Annotated in this window: 10 protein-coding genes and 2 pseudogenes; 4 read left to right on the top strand and 8 right to left on the bottom strand. The window is 36.9% G+C overall.

The window, feature by feature from the left end; all coding sequences use genetic code 11:
- Window positions 1-193: 193 nt before the first annotated feature.
- The 4 genes from LRP81_RS19670 to LRP81_RS19685 all read right to left on the bottom strand — a co-directional run bounded on the left by LRP81_RS19670 (window position 194) and on the right by LRP81_RS19685 (window position 8,433).
- A complete protein-coding gene (locus LRP81_RS19670; protein ID WP_230504331.1) occupies window positions 194-3,283 on the bottom strand; it encodes an AAA domain-containing protein in 3,090 nt (1,029 codons plus the stop codon).
- A gap of 399 nt (window positions 3,284-3,682) precedes the next feature.
- Window positions 3,683-4,348 (bottom strand): hypothetical protein, encoded by a 666-nt coding sequence (locus tag LRP81_RS19675; RefSeq protein WP_230504333.1) that lies wholly within the window; start codon window positions 4,346-4,348, stop codon window positions 3,683-3,685.
- A complete protein-coding gene (locus LRP81_RS19680; RefSeq protein WP_230504335.1) occupies window positions 4,338-4,805 on the bottom strand; it encodes a hypothetical protein in 468 nt (155 codons plus the stop codon). Before LRP81_RS19680 ends, LRP81_RS19675 begins: the two co-directional genes overlap by 11 nt.
- Window positions 4,806-4,809: 4 nt before the next feature.
- Window positions 4,810-8,433, bottom strand: coding sequence for an AAA family ATPase (locus LRP81_RS19685; protein ID WP_230504336.1), 3,624 nt, complete (start codon window positions 8,431-8,433; stop codon window positions 4,810-4,812).
- 143 nt (window positions 8,434-8,576) lie between these two features.
- Between LRP81_RS19685 and LRP81_RS19690 the strand changes: the two genes are divergently transcribed.
- Together LRP81_RS19690 and LRP81_RS19695 are read left to right on the top strand one after the other, a co-directional pair.
- Window positions 8,577-8,837 carry a TRAP transporter large permease subunit gene (locus LRP81_RS19690; RefSeq protein ID WP_230504338.1) on the top strand — a complete coding sequence of 87 codons (261 nt, stop codon included), beginning with the start codon at window positions 8,577-8,579 and terminating at the stop codon, window positions 8,835-8,837.
- Window positions 8,824-9,003, top strand: a complete 180-nt coding sequence (locus tag LRP81_RS19695) for a hypothetical protein (protein WP_230504340.1) — start codon at window positions 8,824-8,826, stop codon at window positions 9,001-9,003. The genes LRP81_RS19690 and LRP81_RS19695 overlap by 14 nt, the downstream gene beginning before the upstream one ends.
- Window positions 9,004-9,155: 152 nt before the next feature.
- On the opposite strand, the pseudogene LRP81_RS19700 reads toward LRP81_RS19695, so the two are convergent.
- A pseudogene (locus LRP81_RS19700) lies at window positions 9,156-9,595 on the bottom strand (2-oxoglutarate dehydrogenase E1).
- A 165-nt stretch (window positions 9,596-9,760) separates the two neighbouring features.
- Here LRP81_RS19700 and LRP81_RS19705 point away from each other — a divergent pair.
- Together LRP81_RS19705 and LRP81_RS19710 are read left to right on the top strand one after the other, a co-directional pair.
- Entirely contained in the window at window positions 9,761-9,976 is a 216-nt protein-coding gene (locus LRP81_RS19705) for a hypothetical protein (RefSeq protein ID WP_317987102.1), read from the top strand.
- Window positions 9,977-10,081: 105 nt separating this feature from the next.
- Window positions 10,082-10,237, top strand: a complete 156-nt coding sequence (locus LRP81_RS19710; protein WP_230504342.1) for a hypothetical protein — start codon at window positions 10,082-10,084, stop codon at window positions 10,235-10,237.
- Between the two features lie 200 nt (window positions 10,238-10,437).
- Here LRP81_RS19710 and LRP81_RS19715 read toward each other — a convergent pair whose 3' ends face one another.
- The 3 genes and pseudogenes from LRP81_RS19715 to LRP81_RS19725 all read right to left on the bottom strand — a co-directional run.
- Window positions 10,438-11,265 (bottom strand): hypothetical protein, encoded by an 828-nt coding sequence (locus tag LRP81_RS19715; RefSeq protein WP_230504344.1) that lies wholly within the window; start codon window positions 11,263-11,265, stop codon window positions 10,438-10,440.
- Window positions 11,266-11,715: 450 nt separating this feature from the next.
- Window positions 11,716-12,330, bottom strand: a complete 615-nt coding sequence (locus tag LRP81_RS19720; RefSeq protein WP_230504346.1) for a recombinase family protein — start codon at window positions 12,328-12,330, stop codon at window positions 11,716-11,718.
- A 141-nt stretch (window positions 12,331-12,471) separates the two neighbouring features.
- Window positions 12,472-12,904 (bottom strand): annotated as a pseudogene (locus LRP81_RS19725) (transposase); the annotation flags it as partial.

The following is a 12,904-nucleotide window of genomic DNA, read 5'->3' on the forward strand; positions in this document are numbered from 1 at the left end:
TAATGAAATTCTTCAATTTTTGCTTTCAGAGTAGTTCTCCAAATCTCGCTTAGAAGTTATTTTCGTTATTAATATTTATTATAGTGTAGCATCTACGCTAATATGTTAGGTACATTCTTATAATCCTTATTTGAGATGATTTCTTTATTAGGATGTGCTGTTCATATAATCTCGTCATATCCTGACTTCTAATTTATATACTATTATAGTTCTCAATTATCGAAATCGTTTTATTTGCCACTTCACTACCAAGTGATGCATACAATTTTTTGTCACCGATAACATAAAATTCTTCTTTAGCGCGTGTAGATGCGACATTCATCATGTTTGGATCGGAAACAGCCCATCTTGCTGCACCTTTGCTAGTAGAGTCCGCTCCAAGAACAAAATAGACAATTTTTGCTTCTTTCCCTTGAAAAGTATGGACAGTACCGATATTTGTTGCTTTGCCATTTTCTCGTTTTGTGAAGTTAATTTCATCTAAAACACGCGCAAGTTTATAGGCCACATTCCTAAATGGTGATATAACATAAATCTGGTCTGCTAAGCCTGTGTTTTCCGCTAAACGGTTTTTAATCAGCTTTTTCAATAAGTCAGCTTGCTCTTTAACAAATTTATCAATTGCTTTTCCCGTTGTATCACACCATTCTGATTTTCCTTGTGATTCATCTCCGCTTTTACCTTGAACCATCAACCCATCATAAGATATTTCATTTGAAATCGTAAACATTGGATAGTTCGAACGTCTGTGTACCCAAAGTGGTATCCCAATCCATTCATCATCATTTTTTTGAAAACCATATTGACTAGCAGCATCCACAATTGTTTGAGTTGACGCATCAGCAGAAACAAATTTTTCATCGACTTTGTAGTGCCTCCCTATTAGCGTTAAAACATTTGAATCTAACGTCAATACTGGTTTTATTTGTGATGGATCCCCAACAACCATAACCTTTTTACTTCTAAATATTGCTCCAACACTAGCTTGTGGTAGTGCCTGACCAGCCTCATCTATGAATAGATTCCCTATTGAATTTTCTTGCATATTTTTAAACATTCGACCAAAGCTAGCAAAAGTAGTGCTGATAACAGGTATAGCAAAATTCAGCCATTGCCATGATTCTGAAATTAGCTGATGTCCATTCACTTTTCCAATGTATTCAGACTGTTTATTCCAAATAATCCTTGCAGCTTTTAAATTCCTTCTGTTTTCATACAGGAATTGCTTTCTAACTTTTATTGCTGAAATAAATAATTCTGATTGTAAAATACGGAACTGTTTTGAAAACCACGGATTAGACTTTTGAAGGTCATCATATGATAATGAAAAATCAAGTTCCTTTATGTCACTTTGAAATTTGAGTTTTTCCAATTTCGCAATTTCTTTCTCCAATTTATTAAACTCTTTTTGTTGATTAACAATCCATCTTTCAAATTCAGTTTTAGTGTCCTGAATTTGTTTATGAGCATTGTCTCTTTTTGTTGCATTTTCCTTTAACCCCATTTCTGAATGCAGACGGTCATCTAAGACTTTGATTTTCTGTTGAGAGAGATGATTTAAATGACCATTCGCATTGTTAAGGGTCTTGAAATACTTATCAACCTTTGATTTATTAAATATTTTCTGAAACCATAAGAAACTTGGTTTTTGTGAAAAAACTACATGATAATTCCTTTCAGCCTGAGCTTGTTCATTATTTAATTTTTCGAGTTCATTGGAAGCATTCAATAATTCTTTTTGCAAATTTTCACTTTTGTGTTCCAACTTTTTAATTTTATCTTCTGCTTCTTTTTCAAGTGCTATTAAATTTATTCGCAACTTCTTTTCTTCTTCTTTAAAAACAACAGATTGCTTGGAATGCTTATTTTTTAATTTTTGAAGAGAGTACATTTTCACTTTATACTTTTGGATTTTATCTTTTTCAGTTTTTAATTCATTATAAAGACGCAAGAATTCCTGATACACATCTGAGTTCGATTGATAGTTTACTTCTAAATCTCTTTCGATTGCTTCAATGTTTAAAAGTAGCTTACTAATGTTTGTTGACGCTCCGCCTTCCAACGAGAAGGCACCCCAATTTTCCTCATTTAAAAGCTCACTTATAATCTCACGAGTCTTACCAAAACCTTCACCTGTTAGTTTAGAATTAGATATATCTTTGAAATAATTCACTTCTAATAGTTTGGTTTGAAAATCTTTAGCAATCTCTCCTTTTTTAGGTAACTCTTTAACAATGTTTTGAACTGCCCCATTGTTTGAACTAGCAACAACAATATTCTTGTCTGAAATGGTAAAAGGTAAAACACCAAGTTTAGCACTTTGCCAATAAACTAGACTACCTTGTATTCTTTTATCTTTAAGCTGTGAAATTTCAGCAGCCTGTTGGACTACTAAATCAGCAAAAATATCTTTCAGTAGTGTTGTTTTCCCTGTTCCCGGCGGTCCATTAACACTACGAATACGATTTTTATCATTTAAAGCTAGGTTTACCGCAACCTGTTGCATAAATGATAGCGCATAATCAGGATTACTTGGGAAACGTCCCAAGGGATAATATTTAGGTTGTAAAATTGTTTCCAAAATATCTGAGTTAAAATGAGCGGAATCTTTATTGCTATCTAGATTTTTCCTCTTTCCAGAAAAGCCATCAAAATATCGATTTAAATTATTATTAGTTTTTGTCTTTGCATTGTTCAAATCTTCAATAAAGAACGAGTGGAGACTCACATCTGCATTATCCAAATTCTTCACAAATGCATAACAAAAATTATCTTTTGAAACATTATACTTTTGTATAAGTTCAGAAATTGTAGTATTAAAATCTTCATCAAACTTCCTGTTCATCTCTTCTCTAAATGCGTCTTCTATTTTCATAAAATCTTTAGGTAAATCACCGTGTTGACGTATATAACCACTCATCGTATAGAACAATTTGTCTGGTATGAAATTTAATTCATTATCAAAATATAGAGAAAGAGTGAATTTGTCTAAGTTACTAATTTCTTCATATGTTTTCGCAATATTATATTTAACTCTCAATATATCAACAATCTCTTGAAAATTAAAAATGTCAAAATATAATACCAACCCCGACTTCTTAAAAGACTTATCTGATAAACTATGTAGTCTTTTTTGTTGAGTTAAAAAGTCTGAGAAAAACTTATCCCACTCCTCTTCCATTCTTTTTATAGTCTTTAATGATTTATCTTTTTTATTAATAGAACCCTCTGACAGCTGCTCTATCGTAATCCAAGCATTTAAAATATCTTCTTTTCTATTCACGTTTTTCCTCCAATGTTTAAATCCATGGTAAAAAAGTATAACTTTTATAGCACATTCCAAATCTATCAATACTAATTTTACATATTTCTGTATTTATCTACCACTATATTTACCAATAAATGATAAAAGGAACAATAAGAAAAACAGCAATTCCCGTATGTTAGCCGGTTATTGTTGGGAGTGGCGAAAAGGTTTAATGAAAAGATAATAAGGAAATTGAGGGGTTTCTATGGAGGTTGCACAAGTGGATTAGCTTTTATAAAGTAGCAAAGAACTAAGAGGCTATTCTCATAGTTCTTTTTACTACTTTAATTTATTTTATAATTTGGCTATCATTTGGTTTTTACGCTTCTTAAACCAGCTTATCTTTTAGAACAAGACAAGAGTATCTTTCTCCAATTACTCCCTTACAAGCTCATACGTATTCTCCCCATTAATTGGAGCAGTGTTAAAATAACTCGTTCCATTGATGTCATACCGAACGGCATAGGTGATTCCGCCGCCACCGTCTCTTATTCCTTTAATTTGCACGGTTCCAACAGCTGGGACAGTGAATTCCCTTGGTTTATGTTTAATCATAAAGGATTCTGATATTGGGGTGCCATTTACAATAATCTGCACATAGTCTCCATCCTCTGCTGCATAGTCCCAAACCCAGATTTTCGTTTCTTCTGCTGAAGAGTTATGAACAATCTGGTGATCCATAGAGGTGAGTTCTTCATCAGTGGCCAGCAATAACGTACCGGCGGCGAGTTCCGTTGATATTTGATTGGTCAGTGCATTCTCAGCAGCTGTTGATGTGTCAACGGTTGACCCCATTGAGAAAATAAATCCACAAATACTAATTCCGAGAGCTAAACCACCAAATATTTTTAAAAACTTCTTCGAGCGTAGCGGTGCTTTATCAGTAGATGAAGAGGTTACCTGCGAAAAGTCATCTTGATCTCTTTTAGAGTTGTCTATGTTAGATATATTTTCCTCTCTATACTGCTGTTCATTTGCTCCCTGAGGCGCTTGGAATTTATTTTGTTTGCTTTGGTCTTGATGTCGCTTGTTATCTCTCATAATAATGTTCTTCCTCCTTTCCAATGTTTACAGGTTTCTTCCAAAAGTAAAAACACATGGCAAGTCTACCTATAATAACAAAAACAATCATTAAGATATAAAATATCGTATGTCTTGTTGGATTATTAATTTCATAGCCATAATTAAGAATAGAGGTTCCGATATTTAAAATAACAAAGCTCACAAAGAATATTTTTATAAAGGAAAATAACCATGGAAGAACATCATATACTTTCCTTAAAACTGGCACAAGAAGGGAAATACCTATAAACAATCCGGCTACAGAGATTAATTCTACACTCATATTTTGACCAGCAAAGCCCGACGTACGTATAACACTTACATCATTCTTAAACAGAAGTGGTGTGATAAGGAGTAGAATAATCACAAGACCCATTGCAAAGATAAAATAAAGTGCAGCAAACGTAATCCCAAGTAGTCTTATTAACCTTTGCATATAGTCACACCCTTTCGATATCTTCTGCAGTAATTTCTGTTAAATCAGCTTCCGTGAGTTGTTCTATATTACTCAAACGACTGGCCTGGAGATTCAACGATCTTTCATAGACATTTCTAACATAGCGTCCATTGCCAAAATTGCTGTCAGTGCTACCTTCTATAAATACTTGCTCCAATTTCTCCACTGCTTCCACTGTCAGTTTAAAACCATGGTCATTGTAAAACTTCTGAGCTATTTCCATCAGTTCCATCAATTCATAATCAGGAAACTCAATGATAGTTGGAAATCTAGACTTTAACCCTGAATTCACAGACAAGAATCGCTCCATATCCTCGGTGTATCCAGCTAGAATGACAACAAGACGGTCCCGATGGTCATCCATCATTTTTACGAGGGTATCGATTGCTTCTTTACCAAAATCACCCGCACCACCCTGTGCAAGTGCGTAAGCTTCATCGATAAACAACACACCATCCATTGCTTCTTCAATGACCTCTCTTGTTTTAATCGCTGTCTGTCCAACAAATCCTGCGACCAGTCCAGAACGGTCCGTTTCCACCAGTTTATTTGCCTTGATAATTCCCAAGCTATACAGCACATTTGCGATGACCCTTGCCATCATCGTCTTTCCTGTGCCGGGATTTCCGGTAAATATCATATGCAGGGTCTTGTTTTCATCTACCGGCAAGCCCAGCTTTTTACGCTTTGCTTGGATACGCAAGAGAGCATGTAAGCTCCGGACGTGATTTTTCACCTCTTCTAACCCAGCAATACTTGCTAGTGCCGTTTCTAAATCATAGTTTTTCAGAACACTTTCAGTCGGCTTAATGTCCTGTGGCAGAATAACGTTCATTTCCTCTACTGCAACATCAGCCATCGCAATTCTCAACGATTGATTTCGTGTAATTTCCTCCAAATAATTACGTACCATTCTTCCATTTCCAGAGTGACGGCTGGACTGTTTGTGCAGGACAGCAATTTGCTCCTTTAGGACACCTTCTGACTCCTTAGTTAGGATGAATCCTTTGGAAGAACTAATAATTTTTGCAATGTCAAAAAGCTCCGTATCTGTATAATCTGGAAAATTTACTTGAAGTGGAAATCTGGATTCTAGCCCACTATTAGACTTCAAAAACTCCTTCATTTCCTTGTTATAGCCGGCAAGAATAACTACAATATCCTCCCGGTGATCTTCCATCAGCTTAACAAGGGTATTAACTGCTTCCTGCCCATAGCCTGTATTGGATGCGAGGCCATATGCTTCATCTATAAATAGCACCCCACCAAGCGCTGAACGAAATATTTCCTCCGTTTTTTTCGAAGTTTGGCCTGCATGCTCTCCAGTCAAGCCTCCACTGTCCACTTCCACGAAGTTTCCGGATTTCAATAGCCCCATCTCTTTAAACATATTAGCCATAATTCTCGCAACTGTAGTCTTTCCGGTCCCCGGATTACCACTGAAAATCATATGCAGTGACTGGGTAGCATCTACCTTTAATCCCGCTTCCCGGCGTTTTTTCTCTGCAATGAGGAGATTTTGCTGGGTACGGATAAGCTGTTTCACGTTTTCCAGCCCGACTACCTGGGAAAGCCTTGCCTCTAGGTCAAATTTACTGTTATCCTCAAACGCAAAATCCTCGTAGGTGAGTTCATCCATCGGTGCATCTGTCTCATGAATCAGGCGGCTCGACTGTTTAAGAATCGCTGCTTCAATTATATTTCGAACTAGTCGCCCGTTTCCACTATCATTCTTTCCTTTAATTTGACTTTTTTCAAATAACTTGAGCATCGCATCTTTGCAGCTGTCTGTAATTCGGTATCCCTTTTGTTTACTGATAATGCGGGAAATTTCCCACATTTCATCAGGAGTATAGTCCTCAAATTGAACGATATTCGGAAAACGAGATCTCAACCCAGGGTTCGTATTTAGAAATTGCTTCATTTCCTCACTATATCCAGCCAGGATCACAACGAGCTCATCACGGTAATCCTCCATCCCTTTCACAAGGGTATCGATAGCTTCAATCCCAAACGTGTCATGCTCATTCCGAGATAGCGTGTATGCTTCATCAATAAAAAGGACCCCGCCAAGTGCGGATTTAATCACATCATTTGTAAGTCTAGCGGTTTGCCCGACATACTCCCCGACAAGATCAGCACGGGTCACTTCCCGCAGCTGACCAGTGGACAACACTCCGATTGCCTTTAGATACTTTGCCACAATACGGGCAATTGTCGTTTTCCCTGTACCAGGGTTACCTGTAAAGACCATATGCATGGATATATTTGTTCGACTGAATCCTTTACTTTCCCGTAGCTGTTGGATTTTCAGATTATCCTCTATTTTTAAGATATAATCTTTTACACTATCAATCCCGACAATCTGCTCGAGCTCTTTTTTAATATCAGCAATGCTTGATTCTTTCATGCCCCGTAAGAAGTTTTCTAGCAATATCATCTCTGTACGAGTGAGCGCTACATATTTCTCATTTTCTATTTTTATATGAACATATTCATCAATCTTTCCTGGGCTTTTGAGTTTTACCTCTGAAATAGGTTGATAAATGTGTTGCTCGGCTATCTCATTTAGTCCGCTAATGCCAGTAACAGTCTTGAACTGCTTTGCAAGGAATTGAGAAACTTCTGGATCATACGATAGCGTAACAGCCAAATCGGAAGCACATTTTGCTTTTAGGTTCTCTAGAATTCGAATGCCAATTTGCTGAATCTCTGCTTCCGTAAAAGGATCTATATGAATCAAATCCCCAATGGCATCCATAAAATCACTGCCAAACATATGGTAAGCATCTTTTTCCTTCCGTTCAGAAAGAAAGACAAAATACTTTTGGTTTGCATGAATCTCACTTATCGTCTGCTGATCCAACACACCTGTTGCATCCATCAAACGATTTTCATGCTGTGTGTATCGAGCTGATAAAGTATATGTACCGCTCCTTGTCAATTGAGCAATGGTATCCACCACATTAGACGGAGCCTTTTCAATATTTTCAAATAATACAATGTCAGACTTAGCATATAAAGATTTATACAGGTCAGAAAGGAAAAGCTGATACTCAGTGGCTGTAGTATAAGATGCGAGATCTATTCTCGAAACTGTCTCATATTGAACAAGCCTCCTATCTTTAAGCAAGCTTGCCATTCTCGTGACACTGGATTTTCTCCCAGATCCCTTGTGGCCAAAGATAAAGATCGAATTCTTAGGCTTCAATGGATGCATTCCGGTTACAAACGGACGTTTAAAAGCAATACTCAGACTTTCTAAATAACGCCTCTGACCAATCCATTCACTACCCAGCAATCCGTAGAGCTGCCGAAAAATTATATTAATATTTTCCTCAGATATTCTACTTGTTTGCATTGGTACTTCCATCGAGTTATTACGAGATGCTGTCTGGTATGGTGCACTGACGTTTCCTTGACCACCTGCACGATTTTCTGAAGCAATAGGAGGGTTTGACCTGCCTGTTGATTGAGGAATACGGCTCTGATTGCCAGATGTACTCTTTCGATAGTTTTTTGAGATTAAACCATGCTTTTTATAATCATCATATATTTGCCATTCCGGAAAAAGAAATTTTAAAAGGCCAACAATTTTTGTTTTCATTCATGTCTCCCTTTCATTGAAGAGCTTACTTGTATAGTATATCGGTATTTAGAGGATTGATGTTTATTGGAAATGTAGATTTTGGAACTATTCTTGTGTTGGTAAGTATGGGATTATTTTACCATATTAGAGGGGGGAATTATATGGGGGGGCGAATAGTGGTGCAATATTCTGGTCACTCTTTATTTAGAAGTAAATATATATCTACAACAATGGCAGTACCAGCACTAGCAATGTTTGATGTACCAATTCTAGTAGCACACTTATTTGTATTCTACTTTGATATCTTTGCTATTATCACGCCACCAGTAGCCTTAGTATTCTTTGTGGCAGCTGGACTGGCAAGTGGAGATCCAATGCGAACAAGTATGATCTCACTAAGACTGTCAATTGCAGGATTCTAAGTCTATTCATTTTGTTTACGACCCTGCTATGCTATTAATAGATACAACCGGATTGCCAGCAAATGCAACTGAGTTCGCCTTTGCCTCAGTCACAGATATTGCGACCATTTTAGTTATTTCGACCATAGCGGTTGTCGCCATCAGTGCTGCTATGATGGTTATATAAAAACTAACTTAGGAGTCATTAACCTGCAACATTTATAATCAGATTTTCTCTTCCAACGGTATATACTATTTTTGAGGGTTGGAGGGACAGGCACCACCACCCTACCTTTCTGTGCTTTAAAGTAGGTTTACCTTTCCAGTCAACCAACTAATTTAAAATCCATATTTCGATAAATCAGTTTCCCATAACCCAAGCTGGCCTTTTGCTGGGATACGTTCATTCAAGATCTTCATGTCTTGAACCTCCCAAGCATACCCACCCACATTAAAATCTCCTAAAAAAAATCATTTCCTGATACGATTTGTCCATTTTCCAGGACTGCTGATGTCTGATTTTTTTCCGTTATCTTCAGACAATTTTCAAGCCTGCAGACAGCAATGATCATTCCGGTCGGAAGGGTCTCTTCTGTATATCCATGCTTACCGAGGAGCGAACGGATGGCCACATGCCTGCAGACAGCCTTATCTATTTTTTTACTTGTATGAATGGCTAGCGGCCCGCGATAATTTGTTTTCCATGACCTTGTTTCAAATTCATTCTCTCGAAGGGCAAAAAGACTTGCCCAAGGCTGAATCATAGATAATACCTTCATTCTTCCCGGCCACCAATCTATAAAGTTTCGTTTGTCTTATCGTTGTCCGTAGAGAAGAATATTATTAGCAAAAAGGTTTAATTGGAATTCGGAAATCAGATTTAATGAAAATTTACATTTTTTATGATAAATTTAATTTGATCCTTTAATTATGTTGTTCATTGTATGAGTGTCAGAGGAATGGCTGTTCCTACTCTTGGAGCAAAAGTCATCTTTGAAGCAATCCTTAAGACATTTGCAGGTATCGACTATCCTTCTATTGAGCCAAAATGGAAGCTTGCTATTGAAGAAGCGAAACAAAAGCGTAAAGCAAGCATGAAAAATTCAGTCAAAGCTACTAAAGCCAAAAAAGAAAGTGAACAACTAACAATTAAAGTATAATCAAACGCAGCAGGAATCTTCCTTTTTCTTGCTGCTTCTTTTTATAAAGTGAAAATGATAGTTAGGGTGATTCTAGTGATTTGTAAGTGTGGTGGAATTTTATCAATGATACGGATTGAGAAGTATCCTGACAAGATTAAGGACAAAATCAACTATGAACGGTTGTGTGATGTAGAATGTCTTTCTTGTGGTCAAACTTACTATAGCCAACCATACGATTTTGGAAAAACGATTAATAAGGTCAAAAAGATTACAGATTAGGAAGAATGGTATCTACTCCCTCCTAGATGGAACGGCGAATGCTATTTGATAATAAAGTGCTCACATGCTAAAAAAGCCCTTCAACCATTGGTATATATACATTCATGTTTAAATGGCTTTTTATTTTCGCCTATGTTGGTGTTATACAATTGTAGATGCGAACTTTTTAGTATAGGTGCCAACATAGATTCTGGGTTGTTTTATTTAATAATTATGTTAATGCTTGGATGGTCTTTAATTATTTGCAAGGCGGCTTTGTATGTATCAGGCTCTATAATGTCCAATGAGACATTGCCTTTTTTAAATTCGTCTGTATTTTTATATTGAGTCAAAATTGGTACATGCCCACCGTTATCCTTTATCATGCTATTTACATGTTCCACTCCCTTAAGAACAATGGGAGCTATATCATAAATATAAGATTCATATAAATGCTGTATGAACATCATAGTAACCTCTACATGAACATCTATAGATATAAGGTCTGGCATTTTCTCAATATCTACTTTTACATGTTTCCACCCTTTGAATTTTAATAAATCTTCTTTAGTAGCGAGTATTCTGGTGGGTTGGGATACTCGTTCTATGATATTTGTTAAAGGAAACCCGTAGTGTAATGCATAATTCCTTAATAAGACCATGAAACGGTAAGATATGTGGTTGTCGTAGAAGTCATTAGTTTTCTTTTGAAATTCCTTCATCTTTTCTTTTCCGAAATGTTTTTTGTTATGCCTTTCTCCATAATCTATAAACATTTGTAGGGATGATAAGAAATTGATTAATAGACGGTTTGCTTCTAAACCTAGTTGTTCATTGTCCAAATGTTTCTCGATTTGTGAAGTGAAACTTAAATATTCCTCTTTATTTCTCTTCACTAAGTTATATACATCTTCCATTTCGGAAATTTTACCTGCTTCTGCTAACCTAGTTAAGTGAGTATCGTATTCTTCTTTTGAGATATGGTTTTGAATAATGAATTGATGCACTCCATCTTTTGAGCGTTCTCTATAACCAATTCCGAAAATCATGCATTTCCCCCCTGTTATAGCTATGCATTTTGTTTTTCTGCTTTTATTACTTAGCAAACTGCCCTGAAAATCAGCTGTTATTCCCCATATATTTCTTTTCGGACATATCATATTAATGATTTCATTATCACTCAGAATAAGGCTAAATTCAAATATGACTCGCTATCTATTGATGGTGCAAAAGTAACCCTCTGTGAACCTGCCGCTATAACTTCCAAAAAAAAGGCATGCATTATCTGCACACCTTATAGTTTTCTACTTATACTTATTTTTCTGTATAGGGCTATAACAGCCTTATTTCGGCTTTCCCATGCTTCATTTCGTGTTGCTGGTACTTTTATTCCCTTTCCATTTCATCCATTAAATCAGCTAACTTACGGCATTTGAACGGCTCTCTTGCTACACCGTTAATAATTAGCTCATACTCAAGATTGATGGCGGCTAATGTCCTCATGCTCCTTTCTCCTGTTCCTCTATTTCCTTTGCTAGCTTATAGAAGGTTGTTCGCTTCATTCCAGCTTCTTCTATAGCAGCTGTAGCCGTGATTTCCCCTGCTTTCCACTTTTCATATGCTCGGCAAAACTCATCTGTCGGTTCTGCTTTCGGTCTGCCAAATTGAACACCTTGCTTTAAAGCTACATCTATTCCTTCACGTTGCCTCTTTCGGATGCGTTCCCTCTCCTCTTGTGCCATCCAGGACAATATTTGAAGTACAAGGTCGGAGATGAAGCTCCCCATGCTGTCTTTGTATTTCGTTGTATCCAGTAGCGGCATATCCAGCACAACTATATCTGCTTTAATCTTCTTGGTGATTTCCTGCCATTCATTTAGGATTTCATCTTTGTTCCTGCCGAAACGGTCAAGGGAGTGTATATATAGGATATCTCCTTCACGCAATGACCTTTTCATGAGTTGATAGTCGTTACGCTCAAAGTCCTTCCCTGATTGCTTATCTATGAATATATCCCGTTCTTCTATACCTTGTTCTTTCATGGATGCAATTTGTCTGCCTTCATTCTGGTCTTTGCTACTTACACGGACATAACCAAACTTTTTAGTATTCACTTTTTTATTCCTCCTTTAATACTGGTATAAAAAAAGACCACTAAATGTGGTCTTTGCAGACCGTAGACAACCCCCCATTTCAGCATCAGCTGAAATGGGGGTTTCGTTGATTTAAGGCATTTTGCTAGGAAGGGCAGAAGGTTACCAGGCCCAACTAGCCAGTTTTTTTAGATTCATGGCAGCGTAAAGTTAGCATCGCTTGCATAGCCACTTTTTTCAGTCCCCTGAGAGTGGTCCAACGCATACCATGCTTTTCTTTTGCATCCGCAAAGGCACGTTCTACCGTTTCTTTGCGTTGAGCGTACAATTGCTTATTTGTTTGGGTATGCCGTAGATGGTTTGCCTCATCGAGGTCATCTTCCCAAATATGTCGATGTATCATCTTGGTAGTGTTTTGGCTTTGTGTACATGTTTGGAGTAAAGGGCAATTCTTACAGGTGGTTGGGTGAGATACGTACTGTCTATAGCCATCTCTAGTGGTTGTGCGATAAGAGAGTATTTGGTCCTTCGGACAAATATAACAGTCATAATGCTCATCGTAGGTATATTCATACTTTTTCATGTATCCATCTTT

The organism is Sutcliffiella rhizosphaerae (assembly GCF_917563925.1).
Lineage (GTDB): Bacteria > Bacillota > Bacilli > Bacillales > Bacillaceae_I > Sutcliffiella_A > Sutcliffiella_A rhizosphaerae.